The organism is Streptomyces sp. YKOK-I1 (genome assembly GCF_054660435.1).
Genome location: NZ_BAAGDR010000001.1, coordinates 2984258 through 3003067, shown reverse-complemented (window position 1 = coordinate 3003067; position 18810 = coordinate 2984258). Strand labels below are relative to the sequence as shown.

Annotated in this window: 15 protein-coding genes; 14 read left to right on the top strand and 1 reads right to left on the bottom strand. The window is 70.3% G+C overall.

Translation table 11 applies throughout. The features are described 5' to 3' along the window. From ACYQ8Q_RS12955 to ACYQ8Q_RS12900, 12 genes are all read left to right on the top strand, one after another. Positions 1 to 1416: a UDP-N-acetylmuramoyl-tripeptide--D-alanyl-D-alanine ligase gene (locus ACYQ8Q_RS12955; RefSeq protein ID WP_460064617.1), complete on the top strand. Its 1416-nt coding sequence runs from the start codon at positions 1 to 3 to the stop codon at positions 1414 to 1416. Continuing rightward, the gene (gene mraY, locus ACYQ8Q_RS12950; RefSeq protein ID WP_460064616.1) at positions 1413 to 2486 is read left to right on the top strand and encodes a phospho-N-acetylmuramoyl-pentapeptide-transferase; all 1074 of its coding nucleotides are present in this window, start codon (positions 1413 to 1415) and stop codon (positions 2484 to 2486) included. The genes ACYQ8Q_RS12955 and mraY overlap by 4 nt, the downstream gene beginning before the upstream one ends. Continuing rightward, complete coding sequence (gene murD / locus ACYQ8Q_RS12945) at positions 2468 to 3898, top strand: UDP-N-acetylmuramoyl-L-alanine--D-glutamate ligase (protein WP_460064614.1); 1431 nt, start codon at positions 2468 to 2470, stop codon at positions 3896 to 3898. Before mraY ends, murD begins: the two co-directional genes overlap by 19 nt. Positions 3899 to 4020: 122 nt before the next feature. Next, positions 4021 to 5385: a putative lipid II flippase FtsW gene (ftsW, locus tag ACYQ8Q_RS12940; RefSeq protein ID WP_460064612.1), complete on the top strand. Its 1365-nt coding sequence runs from the start codon at positions 4021 to 4023 to the stop codon at positions 5383 to 5385. A 6-nt stretch (positions 5386 to 5391) separates the two neighbouring features. Further along, complete coding sequence (gene murG, locus ACYQ8Q_RS12935; protein WP_055633830.1) at positions 5392 to 6489, top strand: undecaprenyldiphospho-muramoylpentapeptide beta-N-acetylglucosaminyltransferase; 1098 nt, start codon at positions 5392 to 5394, stop codon at positions 6487 to 6489. A 143-nt stretch (positions 6490 to 6632) separates the two neighbouring features. After that, complete coding sequence (locus ACYQ8Q_RS12930) at positions 6633 to 7439, top strand: cell division protein FtsQ/DivIB (RefSeq protein ID WP_460064610.1); 807 nt, start codon at positions 6633 to 6635, stop codon at positions 7437 to 7439. Between the two features lie 277 nt (positions 7440 to 7716). Continuing rightward, the gene (gene ftsZ, locus ACYQ8Q_RS12925) at positions 7717 to 8913 is read left to right on the top strand and encodes a cell division protein FtsZ (protein ID WP_460064608.1); all 1197 of its coding nucleotides are present in this window, start codon (positions 7717 to 7719) and stop codon (positions 8911 to 8913) included. Further along, on the top strand, positions 8910 to 9638 hold the full coding sequence (gene pgeF / locus ACYQ8Q_RS12920; protein ID WP_460064606.1) for a peptidoglycan editing factor PgeF: 729 nt from the start codon (positions 8910 to 8912) through the stop codon (positions 9636 to 9638). Before ftsZ ends, pgeF begins: the two co-directional genes overlap by 4 nt. Before the next feature lie 5 nt (positions 9639 to 9643). Further along, entirely contained in the window at positions 9644 to 10363 is a 720-nt protein-coding gene (locus ACYQ8Q_RS12915) for a YggS family pyridoxal phosphate-dependent enzyme (RefSeq protein ID WP_460064604.1), read from the top strand. 128 nt (positions 10364 to 10491) lie between these two features. Next, positions 10492 to 11133 carry a cell division protein SepF gene (locus ACYQ8Q_RS12910; RefSeq protein WP_460064602.1) on the top strand — a complete coding sequence of 214 codons (642 nt, stop codon included), beginning with the start codon at positions 10492 to 10494 and terminating at the stop codon, positions 11131 to 11133. Between the two features lie 83 nt (positions 11134 to 11216). Beyond that, a complete protein-coding gene (locus ACYQ8Q_RS12905; protein ID WP_020129925.1) occupies positions 11217 to 11501 on the top strand; it encodes a YggT family protein in 285 nt (94 codons plus the stop codon). A gap of 52 nt (positions 11502 to 11553) precedes the next feature. Beyond that, a complete protein-coding gene (locus ACYQ8Q_RS12900; RefSeq protein ID WP_460064599.1) occupies positions 11554 to 12879 on the top strand; it encodes a DivIVA domain-containing protein in 1326 nt (441 codons plus the stop codon). 170 nt (positions 12880 to 13049) lie between these two features. On the opposite strand, the gene ileS is transcribed toward ACYQ8Q_RS12900, so the two are convergent. Further along, positions 13050 to 16196: an isoleucine--tRNA ligase gene (gene ileS / locus ACYQ8Q_RS12895; protein ID WP_460064597.1), complete on the bottom strand. Its 3147-nt coding sequence runs from the start codon at positions 16194 to 16196 to the stop codon at positions 13050 to 13052. A 600-nt stretch (positions 16197 to 16796) separates the two neighbouring features. On the opposite strand from ileS, the gene ACYQ8Q_RS12890 reads away from it, so the two are divergent. Further along, positions 16797 to 18122: a TraR/DksA family transcriptional regulator gene (locus ACYQ8Q_RS12890; RefSeq protein WP_460064596.1), complete on the top strand. Its 1326-nt coding sequence runs from the start codon at positions 16797 to 16799 to the stop codon at positions 18120 to 18122. A gap of 67 nt (positions 18123 to 18189) precedes the next feature. Next, entirely contained in the window at positions 18190 to 18798 is a 609-nt protein-coding gene (lspA, locus tag ACYQ8Q_RS12885; protein WP_358987907.1) for a signal peptidase II, read from the top strand. Positions 18799 to 18810 lie beyond the last annotated feature (12 nt).

Below are 18810 nucleotides of genomic sequence, written 5' to 3'. Positions count from 1 at the left end.
GTGATCGCCCTCTCCCTCGCCGAGATCGCAGCAGTCGTCGGCGGGCAGACGTACGACATACCGGATCCGTCCGCGGAGGTCACCGGACCGGTCGTCCGGGACTCCCGCGAGGTGGAGCCCGGCAGCCTCTTCGTCGCCTTCGTCGGTGAACGCGTCGACGGCCACGACTACGCGGCCGCGGTCGTCGAGGCGGGCGCGGCGGCCGTACTGGCCTCGCGCCCGGTCGGCGTGCCCGCGATCGTCGTGGACGACGTCCAGGCCGCCCTCGGCGCCCTCGCCCGGCACGTCGTGCACAAGCTCGGCACGACCCTCGTCGCGCTCACCGGCTCGGCCGGCAAGACCAGCACCAAGGACCTCATCGCCCAGGTGCTCCGGCGCAAGGCGCCGACCGTCTTCACCCCCGGCTCCCTCAACAACGAGATCGGGCTGCCGCTGACCGCGCTGTCCGCCACCGAGGAAACCCGGTTCCTGGTCCTGGAGATGGGCGCCCGCGGCATCGGACACATCCGCTACCTCACCGGTCTGACGCCTCCGAAGGTCGGCCTCGTCCTGAACGTCGGCACCGCCCACATCGGCGAGTTCGGCGGCCGCGAACAGATCGCACAGGCAAAGGGCGAGCTGGTCGAGAGCCTTCCCCCGGCGAGCGACGGCGGGGTCGCGATCCTCAACGCCGACGACCCGTTGGTCCGGGCCATGGCCTCCCGTACGAAGGCGAAGGTGGTCCTTTTCGGAGAGTCCGGCGAAGCGGACGTACGGGCCGAGAACGTACGACTCACGGACAGCGGACAGCCCTCCTTCAGCCTTCACACACCCTCCGGGTGCAGCGATGTGACCATGCGCCTGTACGGTGAGCACCACGTGTCGAACGCGCTCGCCGCGGCCGCCGTCGCCCATGAGCTGGGCATGTCCGTAACAGAGATCGCCACCGCGCTCTCCGAGGCGGGCTCCCTCTCCCGCTGGCGGATGGAGGTCACCGAGCGCCCGGACGGCGTGACGATCGTCAACGACGCCTACAACGCGAACCCCGAGTCCATGCGAGCCGCTCTGCGCGCGCTGGCGGCCATGGGCAAGGGGAGGCGGACCTGGGCGGTGCTCGGCAAGATGGCCGAGCTCGGGGACGAGGCGCTCGCCGAGCACGACGCGGTCGGACGGCTCGCCGTCCGGCTCAACGTCAGCAAGCTCGTCGCGGTCGGGGGCAGGGAAGCCGCCTGGCTGCAACTGGGCGCATATAACGAGGGTTCGTGGGGTGAGGAGTCGGTGCACGTGTCCGACGCACAGGCGGCTGTCGACCTGTTGCGCAGCGAGCTGCGCCCGGGGGACGTCGTACTCGTGAAGGCGTCCCGATCGGTCGGTCTCGAGAGCGTCGCGCAGGCGCTGCTCGCGACCGGTGCCGAGGGTGAGGTTTCCGCCCGATGATGAAGCAGATCCTGTTCGCGGGCGTCATTGGCCTCTTCCTGACGCTGATCGGCACACCGCTGCTGATCAAGTTGCTGGCGCGCAAGGGCTACGGCCAGTACATCCGCGACGACGGCCCGCGTGAGCACGCCAGCAAGCGCGGTACGCCGACCATGGGCGGTATCGCGTTCATACTGGCGACGGTCGCGGCGTACTTCCTGTCCAAGCTGATCACGGGCAAGCCGCCGACCTACTCCGGTCTGCTGGTGCTGGGCCTGATGTGCGGCATGGGCCTCGTCGGTTTCCTCGACGACTACATCAAGATCGTCAAGCGGCGTTCGCTCGGTCTGCGGGCCAAGGCGAAGATGGCCGGCCAGCTGATCGTCGGCATCGCCTTCGCGGTGCTCTCGCTCCAGTTCGCGGACGCCCGCGGCAACACCCCGGCCTCCACCAAGCTGTCGTTCATCACGGACTTCGGCTGGACGATCGGCCCCGTGCTGTTCGTCGTCTGGGCGCTGTTCATGATCCTCGCCATGTCCAACGGCGTGAACCTCACCGACGGTCTGGACGGCCTCGCCACCGGCGCCTCCGTCCTCGTCTTCGGCGCGTACACGTTCATCGGCGTCTGGCAGTACCAGGAGTCCTGCGCCAACGGCGAGACCCTGACGAACCCCAACGCCTGCTACGAGGTGCGCGATCCGCTGGACCTCGCGGTGGTCTCCGCCGCGCTGATGGGCGCCTGCCTGGGCTTCCTGTGGTGGAACACGTCACCGGCCAAGATCTTCATGGGCGACACCGGTTCGCTGGCGCTCGGCGGTGTCCTCACGGGCCTCGCCATCTGCTCCCGCACGGAGCTGCTTGTGGCCATCATGGGCGGTCTGTTCGTCCTCATCACCATGTCGGTGGTCATCCAGGTCGGTTCGTTCCGGCTGACCGGGAAGCGGGTCTTCCGGATGGCGCCGCTCCAGCACCACTTCGAACTCAAGGGCTGGTCCGAAGTCCTGGTCGTGGTCCGATTCTGGATCATTCAGGGCATCTGTGTGATCGTCGGACTGGGTCTCTTCTACGCGGGATGGGCAGCAGACAAGTGACCTCCTCGGTGTCCCCGGACTTCACGGGCAAGCACGTCACCGTCGCCGGACTCGGCGTCTCCGGTGTCCCGGCGGCCAAGGTGCTGCACGCGCGCGGGGCGATCGTCACCGTCGTCAACGACGGCGACGACGCACGCGCGCGTGAGCAGGCCGCCGAGCTGGAGGCGCTGGGCGTCACCGTGCGGCTCGGCGACGGCGCGACCCTGCCCGAGGGCACCGAACTCGTCGTCACCGCACCGGGCTGGAAGCCCGACAAGCCGCTCTTCGCGGCGGCGGCCGAGGCCGGGCTGGAGATCTGGGGCGACGTCGAACTCGCCTGGCGCCTCAGGGGCCCCGACGCCGCCCCCTGGCTGTGCGTCACCGGCACCAACGGCAAGACGACCACCACCCAGATGCTGGCCGCCATCCTGAAGGCGGCCGGACTGCGCACCGCGGCCGTCGGCAACATCGGCGTCTCGCTGCTCGACGCCGTCCTCGGCGACGAGGAGTACGACGTCCTGGCCGTGGAGCTGTCCAGCTACCAGCTGCACTGGGCGCCCTCCCTGCGGGCGCACTCGGCGGCCGTGCTGAACCTGGCCCCCGACCACCTCGACTGGCACGGCTCGATGGAGGCGTACGCGCGCGACAAGGGCCGCGTCTACGAGGGCAATCGCGTCGCCTGTGTCTACAACGTCGCCGACAAGGCCACGGAGGACCTGGTGCGCGAGGCGGACGTCGAGGAGGGCTGCCGTGCCATCGGCTTCACCCTCGGCACTCCGGGACCGTCCCAACTCGGCGTGATCGACGGCATCCTGGTCGACCGCGCGTTCGTCGAGAACCGGCAGAAGAACGCCCAGGAGCTCGCCGAGGTCACGGACGTCACCCCGCCCGCCCCGCACAACATCGCCAACGCCCTCGCCGCGGCGGCCCTCGCCCGCGCCTTCGGCGTGCCTCCCCAGGCCGTACGGGACGGCCTGCGGGCCTTCACCCCGGACGCCCACCGCATCGCCCACGTGGCCGACGTGGACGGCGTCGCGTACATCGACGACTCCAAGGCCACCAACACCCACGCGGCCGAAGCCTCGTTGGCGGCGTACCCGTCGATCGTCTGGATCGCCGGCGGGCTCGCCAAGGGCGCGACCTTCGACGAGCTCGTCGCCAAGTCGGCGCCGCGGCTGCGCGGGGCCGTCCTGATCGGCGCCGACCGCGCGCTGATCGCCGAAGCCCTCGCGCGACACGCCCCGGAAGTACCCGTCGTGGACCTCGACCGGACCGACACTGGGGCGATGCTCGCGGCTGTCCAGGAGGCCCGGCGCCTCGCCCGCGCGGGAGACACGGTCCTGCTCGCCCCGGCCTGCGCCTCCATGGACATGTTCGTCAACTACAACCAGCGCGGGGACGCGTTCGCTGAAGCGGTGCGTGGACTCGCCTGACGGCGGGTCTTTTGGAGGGCGCGTGACTGTGTCGTTCAGGTGCGGGCCGGTGGGGGCTTGTCGCGCCCGCGCGGCGGAGCCGCATATGTCAGAGCCCCGCGCCCCTAGGGGGTTGTAGCAACGTGTCCAGCAGTCGTACCGGGAGGCCGCCCGTTCAGCGGGCCGTCAGGAGACCTCCGGCCGCGCGGCCTCCGCGTGACAACCCCGTCCTACGGCTCTACACGCGCGCGCGTAAGGCCTGGGACCGGCCGCTCACCGCCTACTACGTGATCCTCGGCGGCAGTCTGCTGATCACCGTGCTCGGGCTGGTGATGGTGTACTCCGCCTCGCAGATCACCGCGCTGCAGATGTCGCTGCCCGGGTCGTTCTTCTTCCGCAAGCAGTTCCTGGCCGCCTCCATCGGGGCCGTGCTGCTGCTGGTCGCCTCCCGGATGCCGGTCAAGCTGCACCGGGCGCTGGCCTACCCGATCCTCGCCGGAGCCGTCTTCATGATGGCCCTGGTGCAGGTGCCCGGGATAGGGATGGCCGTCAACGGCAACCAGAACTGGATCTCCCTCGGCGGCTCCTTCCAGATCCAGCCCAGTGAGTTCGGCAAGCTCGCCCTGGTGCTGTGGGGCGCCGACCTGCTCGCCCGCAAGCAGGACAGGAAGCTGCTCGCCCAGTGGAAGCACATGCTGGTGCCGCTGGTCCCCGTCGCCTTCATGCTGCTCGGGCTGATCATGCTCGGCGGCGACATGGGGACGGCGATCATCCTCACCGCGATCCTCTTCGGGCTGCTGTGGCTCGCGGGGGCGCCCACCCGGCTGTTCGTCGGGGTGCTCTCGGTCGCCGCCGCGATCGGGTTCCTCCTGATCAAGACCAGCCCCAACCGGATGGCCCGGCTCGCCTGCATCGGCGCGACCGAGCCCAAGTCCGGGGCCGCCGACTGCTGGCAGGCCGTGCACGGGATCTATGCCCTCGCCTCCGGCGGGATCTTCGGGTCCGGACTCGGGGCGAGTGTGGAGAAATGGGGACAACTCCCGGAAGCCCACACCGACTTCATCTTCGCCGTCACCGGTGAGGAACTGGGTCTCGCGGGGACGCTGTCGGTGCTCGCCCTGTTCGCGGCTCTAGGCTATGCGGGTATCCGCGTGGCCGGACGCACGGAGGACCCCTTCGTGAGGTACGCCGCGGGAGGTGTGACCACCTGGATCACCGCGCAAGCCGTGATCAACATCGGTGCGGTGCTCGGTCTGCTGCCGATCGCCGGCGTCCCCCTCCCGCTGTTCTCCTACGGGGGCTCCGCCCTGCTGCCGACCATGTTCGCGATCGGGCTGCTGATCGCCTTCGCACGTGACGACCCCGCTGCACGGGCCGCGCTTGCGATGCGGCAACCCCGCTTTGGTAGAAAGCGGGGGGCCGGGGGTTCCGCGGTGAAACGGGAACCCCGGAGATGGAACACGATGCGACGGCGTGCCTCGGCGGCGCGTCCGTCCGGAGAGCGGTGAATTTCGGTGCATGTCGTACTCGCTGGTGGGGGGACCGCCGGCCACATCGAGCCCGCGCTCGCCCTCGCGGACGCCCTGCGCAGGCAGGACCCCACCGTGGGGATCACGGCCCTGGGCACCGAGCGCGGTCTGGAGACCACGCTCGTTCCGCAGCGGGGCTACGACCTCGCGCTGATCCCGGCCGTACCGCTGCCGCGCAAGCCCACCCCCGAGCTGATCACCGTCCCGGGCCGGCTGCGCGGCACGATCAAGGCCGCCGAGCAGATCCTGGAGCGCACCAAGGCCGACGCCGTCGTCGGCTTCGGCGGTTACGTGGCCCTGCCCGGCTACCTCGCCGCCAAGCGCCTCGGGGTGCCGATCGTGGTCCACGAGGCCAACGCGCGCCCCGGCCTGGCCAACAAGATCGGCTCCCGGTACGCCGCCCGCGTCGCCGTCTCCACGCCCGACAGCAAACTGCGCGACGCCCGCTACATCGGCATCCCGCTGCGCCGCTCCATCGCCACCCTGGACCGCGCCGCGGCCCGTCCCGAGGCCCGGCACATGTTCGGCCTCGACCCCAATCTGCCGACCCTGCTCGTCTCGGGCGGCTCGCAGGGCGCCCGCCGGCTCAACGAGGTCGTCCAGCAGGTCGCGCCCTGGCTCCAGCAGGCCGGCATCCAGATCCTGCACGCGGTCGGCCCGAAGAACGAACTGCCGCATGTCCAGCAGATGCCGGGAATGCCCCCCTACATCCCGGTGCCGTACCTGGACCGGATGGACCTCGCGTACGCCGCGGCCGACATGATGCTCTGCCGCGCGGGCGCGATGACCGTCGCCGAACTCTCCGCCGTCGGACTCCCGGCCGCCTACGTCCCGCTGCCCATCGGCAACGGCGAACAGCGGCTGAACGCCCAGCCGGTGGTCAAGGCCGGCGGCGGGCTCCTCGTCGACGACGCGGAACTCACCCCCGAGTGGGTGCGCGAGAGCGTCCTGCCGGTGCTCGCCGATCCGCACCGGCTGTACGAGATGTCCCGCGCCGCCAGCGAGTTCGGCCGCCGGGACGCGGACGACCTGCTCGTCGGCATGGTGTACGAGGCGATCGCGGCAAGTCGCGCCCAGCGATAGCAAACGCATCGGCGAGTGAGCCGAAGGGGCGCGTCGGTGTCGAGAGCGGGGGAGCGCGCAGGCCCGAAGGGCTGAGGGCGGCCGGGCTCCCGACACCGACTGCGGCGCCCCGGAGGTGAACCGAGCCAGGAAAGGGAGTGCGCGTGGCCGGATCCGCCACCGTCGAGCGCGGTGCACGCCAGGAGGAGCCGTCCGGCCCGCCCCTCGTCCGAAGACTGGGCGGCCCGCGCCGATTCCGTATGATCATCATCCTCGTGCTCGCCGTACTCCTCCTCGGCGGGGGCACGGTCTGGGTGCTGTACGGCTCCCCGTGGACGAAGGTCGAGCGCGTCGCGGTGTCCGGCACGGACGTCCTGACGCCCGACCAGGTGCGCGAGGCCGCCGCCGTGCCGGTCGGCTCGGCGCTCGTCTCGGTCGACACCGGGGCGATCGCGGCGCGTCTGCGCGCACGGCTGCCCAGAATCGACACGGTGGACGTGGTGCGTTCCTGGCCCCATGGAATCGGCCTGAAAGTGACGGAACGGCAGCCCGTCCTGCTCATCGGAAAAGGGTCGAACTTCGTGGAAGTGGACGACGAAGGCGTCCGTTTCGCCACGATTACCCAGGCTCCGAGGAACGTACCGCTTCTCGAAATGGCCGTCTCCGCGTCGAGTTCGGGCGGGTCCGGCGCCGCGAGCCTGCGCCGCTTCGGAGAGGACCGGCTGGTGCGTGAGGCGGTGGAGGTGGCCGGCGACATTCCGGACGCCGTCGCCCAGAAGACCCGCGCCCTCACAGTCCGTTCCTACGACGACATCTCGCTGGAGCTGACCGACGGCCGCACGGTCGCCTGGGGAAGTGCCGACCAAGGCGCCCTGAAGGCGCGTACGCTCGGTGCTCTCATGAAAGCCTCCCCGGCCGCCCGGCACTTCGATGTCAGCGCTCCCACGGCCCCGGCGTCATCAGGGAGTTGACGCACATCAGCGCAGGCCAGCACCCTGGTTGGGCAGCGACACGGCTGATCACATAGGGTGAAAAGAAAAACGGGAGGTTCGGCGTGTTCGTTGAACGGGCGCCACTTGTCGACTTAGTGTCCTGTTCAGAAGACTCCAAGGAACAGACACACTGGTAACCCTAAACTTCAGCGTTAGGGTTCGGGTCGGCGAAACGGACCGTCCCATTCGGCATCAGTCGTCGGATCGCACCATCTGCGAGGCGGCGACACGTAACTCGAGGCGAGAGGCCTTCGACGTGGCAGCACCGCAGAACTACCTCGCAGTCATCAAAGTCATCGGTGTCGGCGGCGGTGGTGTCAATGCCATCAACCGGATGATCGAGGTCGGTCTCAAGGGCGTCGAGTTCATCGCCATCAACACCGACGCGCAGGCGCTGTTGATGAGCGACGCCGACGTCAAGCTCGACGTCGGCCGCGAACTGACCCGCGGACTCGGCGCCGGCGCCAACCCGGCCGTCGGCCGCAAGGCCGCCGAGGACCACCGCGAGGAGATCGAGGAGGTCCTCAAGGGGGCCGACATGGTCTTCGTGACGGCCGGTGAAGGCGGCGGCACCGGCACCGGCGGCGCGCCCGTCGTGGCCAACATCGCCCGCTCCCTGGGCGCCCTGACCATCGGCGTGGTCACCCGACCGTTCACCTTCGAGGGACGGCGCCGGGCCAACCAGGCCGAGGACGGCATCGCGGAACTCCGCGAAGAGGTCGACACCCTCATCGTCATCCCCAACGACCGGCTGCTGTCCATCTCGGACCGCCAGGTCTCGGTCCTGGACGCCTTCAAGTCGGCCGACCAGGTCCTGCTCTCGGGTGTCCAGGGCATCACCGACCTCATCACCACCCCCGGCCTGATCAACCTCGACTTCGCCGACGTCAAGTCGGTCATGTCGGAGGCCGGTTCGGCGCTCATGGGCATCGGCTCGGCCCGCGGCGACGACCGCGCGGTGGCCGCCGCCGAGATGGCGATCTCCTCGCCGCTCCTCGAGGCCTCCATCGACGGCGCCCGGGGCGTGCTGCTGTCCATCTCCGGCGGCTCCGACCTCGGCCTGTTCGAGATCAACGAGGCCGCCCAGCTGGTCAGCGAGGCCGCCCACCCGGAGGCCAACATCATCTTCGGCGCGGTCATCGACGACGCGCTCGGCGACGAGGTCCGGGTCACGGTCATCGCGGCCGGCTTCGACGGCGGCCAGCCCCCGGCCCGCCGGGACAACGTCCTCGGCTCGGCCACGGCCTCCTCCCGCCGCGACGAACCCGCTCCGGTACGGCAGCCGGAGAGCCGCCCGTCCTTCGGCTCCCTCGGCAGCGTCACGCCGAAGGAGGAGCCGGCGCCGGCCCCCGAGCCGGTGGCCGAGATCCCGGTCGCCCCGCCGGTCCCGCCGTCGCGGACCTACTCGGACAGCGCGGCCGAGGAACTGGACGTGCCGGACTTCCTGAAGTGATAGGACAGCGCGAGAGCGTGAGCGGCGCGCACTTCGCCTTCACCGACCGGTGGGGCGGGGTGAGCGCCGCTCCGTATGAGGAGCTCAACCTCGGCGGGGCGGTCGGTGACGACCCCGCGGCCGTGCACGCGAACCGGGAGCTGGCCGCCAAGTCGCTGGGGCTGGACGCCGCGGACGTGGTCTGGATGAACCAGGTGCACGGCGCCGACGCGGCGGTCGTCGAAGGCCCCTGGGACGACCGGCCGGTCCCGCGCGTCGACGCGATCGTCACCGCGCGGCGCGGGCTCGCCCTCGCCGTCCTCACCGCCGACTGCACCCCCGTCCTGCTGGCCGACCCGGTCGCCGGGATCGCCGCCGCGGCCCACGCGGGCCGGCCCGGCATGGTCGCCGGGATCGTCCCCGCCGCCGTACGGGCCATGGTGGAGCTCGGTGCCGAGCCGTCCCGGATCGTCGCCCGCACCGGACCCGCCGTCTGCGGCCGGTGCTACGAGGTGCCGGAGCAGATGCGGGCCGAGGTCGCCGCCGTGGAGCCGGCGGCGCACGCCGAGACCAGCTGGGGCACGCCGGCGGTCGACGTGACCGCGGGGGTGCACGCGCAGCTCGACCGGCTCGGGGTGTGCGACCGGGAGCAGTCGCCGGTGTGCACCCGTGAGTCCGGGGACCACTTCTCCTACCGCCGCGACCGCGCCACCGGGCGACTCGCGGGATATGTCTGGCTGGACTGAGGGGCATGACGGACCGTAAGGACGAACTCGCCGTGAACCTGGCGAAGGTGGAGGAGCGCATCGCCCGCGCATGCGCCGCCGCCGGCCGGGCACGGGAGGACGTGACCCTGATCGTGGTCACCAAGACCTACCCGGCCGACGACGTGCGGATCCTCGCCGACCTCGGGGTGCGGCACGTCGCCGAGAACAAGGACCAGGACGCCGCGCCCAAGGCCGCGACTTGCTCGGACCTGTCGCTTTCCTGGCACTTCGTCGGCCAGTTGCAGACCAACAAGGTGCGATCCGTGGTCGGTTACGCGGACTACGTGCAGTCCGTGGACCGCTCCCGGCTGGTGGGCGCGCTGTCCAAGGAGGCGGTGCGCGCCGGGCGGGAGGTCGGGTGCCTGATCCAGGTCGCTCTTGACGCCGGCGAGAGCGGGCGCGGGGACCGGGGCGGCGTGGCGCCCGGCGGGATCGAGGAGTTGGCCGCTCTGGTCGCCGGCGCGCCGGGACTGAGACTCGCCGGACTGATGACCGTCGCACCTCTGACCGGTGAATACGCCGGACGCCAACGCGCCGCGTTCGAGCGGTTGATGGATTTGTCGACTGACCTGCGCCGAGCCCATCCCGGTGCGAACATGGTGTCCGCGGGGATGAGTGCGGACCTCGAGGAGGCCGTGGCTGCCGGGGCGACACATGTACGCGTCGGCACTGCGGTACTCGGAGTCCGCCCCAGGCTCGGGTAACGTCGCCAGGAAGTCGGACCACAGCAGAAAATATGGTCATTACCGCCGTAGGCGGGCACAAGGGCCACGTGGATCGCGGGACTTGGCAGTCGAAAAGTCGATCCACCACAGAGCGGAGGACTCAGAGCATGGCCGGCGCGATGCGCAAGATGGCGGTCTACCTCGGCCTCGTGGAGGACGATGGGTACGACGGCCGGGGCTTCGACCCCGATGACGACTTCGAACCCGAGCTCGACCCGGAACCCGAGCGGGACCACCGGCGACACGAGCCGTCCCACCAGTCGCACGGAGCGCACCAGTCCCAAAGGGACGAAGAGGTGCGAATCGTGCAGCCGCCCGCGCCGCGCGAGCCGGTGGCCCGTTCCGCCTCGCTCGCCGCGGATTCCGGGCGTCCGGCGCGCATCGCGCCCGTGGCATCCATCACACAAGAACGTCAGTCCCTGGAGAAGAACGCACCGGTGATCATGCCCAAGGTCGTGTCGGAACGAGAGCCGTACCGGATCACCACGCTTCACCCCCGGACCTACAACGAGGCCCGTACCATCGGGGAACACTTCCGTGAGGGCACCCCGGTGATCATGAATCTGACTGAGATGGATGACACAGACGCGAAGCGACTTGTCGACTTTGCGGCCGGTTTGGTGTTTGGTCTTCACGGCAGCATCGAGCGGGTGACCCAGAAGGTGTTCCTGTTGTCTCCTGCTAACGTCGATGTCACGGCGGAGGACAAGGCCCGCATCGCAGAGGGCGGGTTCTTCAACCAGAGCTGAGACGCAAGACCGGAAAAAGCAGTACAAAGAAGTACACCGCAGTACAGAGCGGCACGGAAACAGGGGAGAGGGAAGCACCGAACATGAGCGTGGTCCTGGATGTCGTCTACATCGCGCTGATGGTGTTCCTCATCGTGCTCATCTTCCGGTTGGTCATGGACTACGTCTTCCAGTTCGCCCGCTCATGGCAACCCGGCAAGGCGATGGTGGTCGTTCTGGAGGCCACCTACACTGTCACCGATCCACCGCTCAAGCTTCTGCGGCGAGTCATTCCGCCGTTGCGTCTCGGGGGCGTGGCGCTCGACCTGTCCTTCTTCGTACTGATGATCATTGTTTACATCCTGATCTCGATCGTGAGCCGGCTGTGAGCGATGTGAACTACCGTCTTGCCGATGCCGACGACTACGTTGAGGTGAAGAGATGCCGTTGACCCCCGAGGACGTGCGGAACAAGCAGTTCACGACCGTCCGCCTCCGAGAAGGCTATGACGAGGACGAGGTCGATGCCTTCCTCGATGAGGTCGAAGCCGAACTGACCCGCCTGCTCCGCGAGAACGAGGACCTGCGCGCCAAACTGGCCGCGGCCACGCGCGCTGCTGCCCAGAACCAGCAGAACATGCGCAAGCCTCCGGAGCCGCAGGACCAGCAGGGCGGCATGCCTCAGCAGGGTGGGATGCAGCAGGGCGGCATGCCCCAGCAGGGTGGGATGCAGCAGGGCGGCATGCCCCAGCAGGGTGGGATGCAGCAGGGCGGGATGCCCCAGCAGGGAATGCCGCAGGGCATGCCCCCGCAGGGAATGCCCCAGCAGGGCATGCGAGGTCCCGGCGCCCCGGTGCCCGCCGGCATATCGGGCCCGCCGCAGCAGCAGATGGGTGGCCCCATGGGTGGCCCGCCCCAGCTGCCGAGCGGTGCCCCGCAGCTGCCCGCCGGCCCCGGCGGTCAGGGTGGTCCGCAGGGTCCCGGCCCGATGGGCCAGGGTCCGATGGGCCAGGGCCCCATGGGTGGCCCGATGGGCGGTCAGCCCCCGATGCAGCAGCAGATGGGTGGCCCGATGGGCGGCCCCATGGGTGGTCCCATGGGCGGTCCGATGGGTGGCCCCGGTCAGGGCCCCGGTGGCGACAGCGCCGCCCGTGTCCTCTCGCTGGCCCAGCAGACCGCCGACCAGGCGATCGCCGAGGCCCGCTCCGAAGCCAACAAGATCGTCGGTGAGGCGCGTTCGCGTGCCGAGGGTCTGGAGCGTGACGCCCGTGCCAAGGCCGACGCCCTGGAGCGGGACGCGCAGGAGAAGCACCGCGTCGCGATGGGCTCCCTGGAGTCCGCTCGCGCCACGCTGGAGCGCAAGGTCGAGGACCTGCGCGGCTTCGAGCGCGAGTACCGCACGCGTCTGAAGTCGTACCTCGAGTCCCAGCTGCGTCAGCTGGAGACCCAGGCCGACGACTCCCTCGCTCCGCCGCGCACCCCGGCCGCCGCTTCCCTGCCGCCGTCCCCGGCGCCCTCCATGGCTCCGGCCGGCGCCGGTGCGCCGTCCTACGGCTCCGGTGCTCCGGGTATGGGGTCCGGCATGGGTTCGGGCATGGGTTCGGGCATGGGCGCGCCCAGCCCCGCCGCGCCGTCCTACGGCGGGCAGCAGCAGATGTCCCCGGCCATGACTCAGCCGATGGCACCGGTTCGTCCGCAGGGTCCCTCCCCGATGGGCCAGGCTCCCTCGCCGATGCGTGGCTTCCTCATCGACGAGGACGACAACTGACGGCCAGTAGTACGCCTTAGGCGTCGGCAGCGTTCAAAGGGCGGGCCCCGGATTCCGATCCGGGGTCCCGCCCTTTTTACGCGTGTTGACGACAGCGCAGGCAGGAGAAGGGCCCGGCCTCCAGGAGACCGGGCCCTTCTCGTACGTCCTTACGCCGTGCGCCGTGCGCCTTATGCCTTGCGCAGGCGGAACGTGAGGGTGAGGCCCTCGTCGGTGAACGGGGTGCCGTACGTCTCCTCCGCCTCGCCCTGGGCGAAGTCCGTCGCCAGGACCTCGTCGGCGATCAGCCCGGCATGACCGGTGAGCGCGTCCACGGTCGCCGGGTCGGTCGCGGTCCAGCGCAGCGCGATGCGGTCGGCTACGTCGAGGCCGCTGTTCTTGCGGGCCTCCTGGATCAGCCGGATCGCGTCCCGGGCGAGGCCGGCGCGGCGCAGCTCCTCGGTGATCTCCAGGTCCAGGGCGACGGTGGCGCCGGAGTCGGAGGCGACGGACCAGCCCTCGCGCGGGGTCTCGGTGATGATGACCTCGTCGGGGGCGAGGGCGATCGTCTCGCCGTCGACGTCCACCGAGGCGGTGCCCTCGCGCAGCGCGAGGGACAGCGCGGCCGCGTCCGCGTTCGCGACGGCCTTGGCCACGTCCTGGACGCGCTTGCCGAACCGCTTGCCGAGGGCCCGGAAGTTCGCCTTGGCGGTGGTGTCGACCAGCGACCCGCCCACCTCGGAGAGGGAGGCGAGGGACTCGACGTTCAGCTCCTCGGTGATCTGCGTGTGCAGTTCGGGGGAGAGCGCGTCGAAGCCGGCCGCGCCGACCAGGGCCCGGCTCAGCGGCTGGCGCGTCTTGACGCCCGACTCCGCGCGCGTGGCGCGGCCCAGCTCCACCAGACGGCGGACCAGGACCATCTGCTTCGACAGCTCCGGGTCGATCGCGGTCAGGTCGGCCTCGGGCCAGGAGGTGAGATGCACGGACTCCGGGGCGCCCGGGGTGACGGGCACGACCAGGTCCTGCCAGACCCGCTCGGTGATGAACGGGGTCAGCGGGGCCATCAGCTTGGTGACCGTCTCCACGACCTCGTGCAGGGTGCGCAGCGCGGCCTTGTCGCCCTGCCAGAAGCGGCGGCGCGAACGGCGGACGTACCAGTTGGACAGGTCGTCGACGAACGCCGAGAGCAGCTTGCCGGCGCGCTGGGTGTCGTACGCCTCCAGCGCCTGGGTCACCTGGTCGGTGAGCGCGTGCAGTTCGGAGAGCAGCCAGCGGTCGAGCAGCGGGCGCTCGGCCGGGGCCGGGTCGGCCGCGCTGGGCGCCCACGCGGACGTACGGGCGTACAGGGCCTGGAAGGCGACCGTGTTCCAGTAGGTGAGGAGCGTCTTGCGGACGACCTCCTGGATGGTGCCGTGGCCGACGCGGCGGGCCGCCCAGGGGGAGCCGCCGGCCGCCATGAACCAGCGGACCGCGTCGGCGCCGTGCTGGTCCATGAGCGGGATCGGCTGCAGGATGTTGCCCAGGTGCTTGGACATCTTGCGGCCGTCCTCGGCGAGGATGTGGCCGAGGCACACGACGTTCTCGTAGGAGGACTTGTCGAAGACCAGCGTGCCGACCGCCATCAGCGTGTAGAACCAGCCGCGGGTCTGGTCGATGGCCTCGGAGATGAACTGCGCCGGGTAGCGGGACTCGAACAGGTCCTTGTTCTTGTACGGGTAGCCCCACTGCGCGAACGGCATCGAACCCGAGTCGTACCAGGCGTCGATGACCTCCGGCACGCGTGTGGCCGTCTTTCCGCAGCCCTCCTGGGGGCAGGCGAAGGTGACGTCGTCGATGAACGGGCGGTGCGGGTCCAGCTCGGACTGGTCGCGGCCGGTCAGCTCGGACAGCTCCGCGCGGGAGCCCACGCAGGTGAGGTGGTCGTCCTCGCAGCGCCAGATCGGCAGCGGGGTGCCCCAGTAGCGGCTGCGGGAGAGCGCCCAGTCGATGTTGTTGTTCAGCCAGTCGCCGAAGCGGCCGTGCTTGACCGTGTCCGGGAACCAGTTGGTCTTCTCGTTCTCCTGGAGGAGACGGTCCTTGACCGCGGTGGTGCGGATGTACCAGGACGGCTGCGCGTAGTAGAGGAGCGCGGTGTGACAGCGCCAGCAGTGCGGGTAGCTGTGCTCGTACGGGATGTGCTGGAAGAGGAGGCCGCGCTGCTGGAGGTCCTCGGTGAGCCGTTCGTCCGCCTTCTTGAAGAAGACACCGCCGACCAACGGGACGGACTCCTCGAAGGTGCCGTCCGGGCGGACCGGGTTGACCACGGGCAGGCCGTAGGAGCGGCAGACCTTGAGGTCGTCCTCGCCGAACGCGGGGGACTGGTGCACCAGGCCCGTACCGTCCTCGGTCGTGACGTACTCGGCATTGACGACGAAATGCGCCTCGGCCGGGAACTCCACGAGCTCGAACGGACGTTGATAGGTCCAGCGCTCCATTTCGGCGCCGGTGAAGGTCTGGCCCGTGGTCTCCCAGCCCTCGCCGAGCGCCTTGGCCACGAGCGGCTCGGCGACGACGAGCTTCTCCGTGCCTTCCGGGCCCTTCGTCGCGACGACGTAGGTGACCTCGGGGTGCGCGGCCACGGCCGTGTTGGACACCAGGGTCCACGGGGTCGTCGTCCACACCAGGAGCGCGGCCTGGCCGGCCAGCGGACCGGAGGTGAGCGGGAAACGGACGTACACGGACGGGTCGACGACCGTCTCGTAGCCCTGGGCCAGCTCGTGGTCGGACAGGCCGGTGCCGCAGCGCGGGCACCAGGGGGCGACGCGGTGGTCCTGGACCAGCAGCCCCTTGGTGAAGATCTCCTTCAGCGACCACCAGACCGACTCGATGTACTCGGGGTCCATCGTGACGTACGCGTCGTCGAGGTCGACCCAGTAGCCCATGCGGGTCGTCAGCTCGGAGAAGGCGTCGGTGTGGCGCAGCACGGACTCACGGCACTTGGCGTTGAACTCGGCGATGCCGTACGCCTCGATGTCCTTCTTGCCGGCGAAGCCCAGCTCCTTCTCCACCGCCAGCTCCACCGGCAGGCCGTGGCAGTCCCAGCCGGCCTTGCGGGCCACGTGGTAGCCGCGCATGGTGCGGAAGCGGGGGAAGACGTCCTTGAAGACGCGCGCCTCGATGTGGTGGGCGCCCGGCATGCCGTTGGCGGTGGGCGGGCCCTCGTAGAACACCCACTCGGGGCGGCCCTCGGACTGCTCCAGGCTCTTGGCAAAGATCTTCTGCTCGCGCCAGAAATCGAGCACGGCGTGCTCGAGGGCGGGCAGGTCGACCTGGGCGGGCACCTGTCGGTACTGCGTCATCGATCTTCCTCCGGCGGACGTACTGCCTTCCGTCGGAGGGACGAGAGCCTTCGTGTCCTACGCCGTGTGCGGCGCGCTCCCGCGGTACCACCCTCCTTGGCCCTCCGGTGCGCCCTGCGCTCCGGTGAGCCCCCTCATTGGGGTCGCGATGCCGGTTCTACTCGCCCCGTGCGGGCTTTCCTCCGGCGGCTCCGGGGTGATCTTCACGTCGCGCTCGCCCCCGGGCTTCCACCGTCCCCGGGTCGCTCTGGGCTGCGTACGCCGCTACTCGTCCCCATCCACGCTTTTCGCTCCGCCCAGTGTACGGCGCCGCACGGACAGCGGCCGACCGGTTTTCGCGGTCTCCGGGCGTGGCGGTCGGACCGGCGCGGGGTGACCCGATTGGTGGCCCCGCGGCGGGGTACGCGGGTTCGGGTCCCGGGGTGGTCGGCCGGGCGGATTACCCGCCGGGGAGCTGGGCACAACGCAGGCAGGCCGACCGCGTGGCGTGCGCGAGGCGGGCGATTTCGGCGGTGTGCCCCGTTGCCGCGGCTCTCAAGTCGATTTATCGTCCCAGCACGATTCGCGCGCAAGATCACCATATGTGAAGGGGCCGCGGCCATGGTGGCGAAGAAGACCACTGCCGAGCAGCCGAAGGCGACTGCCGACAAGCCGACGGCGCAGGCGAGGGCCGCACGGTCGGCGGATGCCGTGAAGGGCGCTGCCGGGAAGCGGGCAGGGCGCAGGAGCCCTGCCAGGAGGACCACCGGGGAGAAGTCGCCCCGGGGCGAGCCTGCCGCCACCGCCCGGGAGGCCGGTGCCGCGGGGACGCGGAAGAAGGCCGCCACCGACCGGACGACGGCTCCCCACACGACCACCAGGAAGGCGGCCTCCGGGGTCGCCGACGGGAAGGTGACGGCTGTCGAGTCGTCCGGCGAGAGGGCGACGGCTTCTGAGTCGGCTGGCGGGAAGGCTGCGGCCTCCGCGGTGGCTGGCGGGAAGGTGACGGCTGTCGAGTCGGCTGGTGGGAAGGCGGTGGCTTCTGAGTCGTCCGGGAAGAGGGGGGCGGCTGTGAAGAAGGCGGGCGTTTCCGGGGCGGCCGGCGGGAAGGCTGCGGCTTCTGAGGTGGCCGGTGGAAAGACGGCTGCTTCTGAGGTGGTCGGCGGGAAGGCGGCTGCTTCCGAGGCGGCTGCCGGGAAGGGGGCCGTCCCTGACACGGCTGCCGGGAAGGGGGCGGCAGGTAAGAGGACCGGGGCTTCTGCGGCTGCCGAGAAGGCGGCGGCCAAGAAGGCCGGAGGCTCCGCGGCGGCCGGGAAGAAGGCGGCCGGGAAGAAGGCGGGCGGCAGGAAGGCGGTCGCCGGTGGTAAGGCTGCGCGCGCCGAGGGCGTGGCGGCGGCGGGTGCGGGAAAGAAGAGCACGGCCAAGAAGGTGGGCGCGGCCACGGCCGCGGAGCAGACGGGAGCCACGAAGGTGGTTGCGAAGAAGACTCCTGGCACGGCCACGGCGGCGAAGAACGCCGTTCCCAAGGCGCGCCTCGCCGCGGTGGAACCGGGCGAGCTCGCGGTACGCCCCGGAGAGGAGCCCTGGACCCCCGAGGAGGTCGAGGAGGCCCGTACCGAGCTCCAGTCCGAGATGGAGCGGCTGCGGGCCGAACTGGCCTCCTCCGAGACGGCCCTGGTGGGGCTGATGCGGGACTCCGGGGACGGCGCGGGCGACGACCAGGCGGACACCGGGACGAAGAACATCACGCGCGAGCACGAACTGGCGCTGGCCGCCAACGCGCGCGAGATGCTGATCCAGACCGAGCACGCCCTGGAGCGGCTGGACGCCGGTACGTACGGCCTCTGCGAGAACTGCGGCAAGGCCATCGGCAAGGCGCGGATGCAGGCCTTCCCCCGGGCCACGCTGTGCGTCGAGTGCAAGCAGAAACAGGAGCGCCGGTACTGATCGCGTGCCGGTGCGGGGGCGTGTCGTACCCTCGTCCTCAGTCAGGTACCTAGGTTGAGGGACTCACGTGGCAGAGGCGGAGCGCATCATCGGTACGCCGGACATCCCAGAGGCGGCGGGAGCCGAGCCGGAGCAGTCGTCCGGCCCGGACCTCCCGGACGGGCAGGAGAGCACCGAGGCGCGGCCCAGGGGCAAGCGCCGGATCGCCGTGCTCTTCGCCGTCGCCGGGTTCGCGTACGCCATCGACCTGGTCAGCAAGATGATCGTGGTCGCCAAGCTGGAGCACCACGCACCGATCGAGATCGTCGGGGACTGGCTGAGGTTCGAGGCCATCCGCAACGCGGGCGCGGCCTTCGGCTTCGGCGAGGCCTTCACGATCATCTTCACCGTCATCGCGACGGCGGTGATCGTGGTCATCGCGCGGCTCGCCCGCAAGCTCTACAGCCTGCCCTGGGCGATCGCGCTGGGCCTGCTGCTGGGCGGTGCGCTGGGCAACCTCACCGACCGGATCTTCCGCTCTCCCGGTGTGTTCGAGGGCGCGGTCGTCGACTTCATCGCGCCGAAGCACTTCGCGGTCTTCAACCTCGCCGACTCGGCGATCGTGTGCGGCGGCATCCTGATCGTGCTGCTGTCCTTCAAGGGGCTGGACCCGGACGGGACCGTCCACAAGGACTGACCCCGCCGCGGG

What these genes read in the sequence shown, in the direction of transcription:
- ACYQ8Q_RS12905 (WP_020129925.1), top strand. Translation starts at nt 11,217, where the DNA reads ATGAGCGTGGTCCTGGATGTCGTCTACATCGCGCTGATGGTGTTCCTC.
- ACYQ8Q_RS12890 (WP_460064596.1), top strand. Translation starts at nt 16,797, where the DNA reads ATGGTGGCGAAGAAGACCACTGCCGAGCAGCCGAAGGCGACTGCCGAC.
- ACYQ8Q_RS12910 (WP_460064602.1), top strand. Translation starts at nt 10,492, where the DNA reads ATGGCCGGCGCGATGCGCAAGATGGCGGTCTACCTCGGCCTCGTGGAG.
- ACYQ8Q_RS12915 (WP_460064604.1), top strand. Translation starts at nt 9,644, where the DNA reads ATGACGGACCGTAAGGACGAACTCGCCGTGAACCTGGCGAAGGTGGAG.
- murD (WP_460064614.1), top strand. Translation starts at nt 2,468, where the DNA reads ATGGGCAGCAGACAAGTGACCTCCTCGGTGTCCCCGGACTTCACGGGC.
- mraY (WP_460064616.1), top strand. Translation starts at nt 1,413, where the DNA reads ATGATGAAGCAGATCCTGTTCGCGGGCGTCATTGGCCTCTTCCTGACG.
- ACYQ8Q_RS12900 (WP_460064599.1), top strand. Translation starts at nt 11,554, where the DNA reads ATGCCGTTGACCCCCGAGGACGTGCGGAACAAGCAGTTCACGACCGTC.
- ileS (WP_460064597.1), bottom strand. Translation starts at nt 16,196, where the DNA reads ATGACGCAGTACCGACAGGTGCCCGCCCAGGTCGACCTGCCCGCCCTC.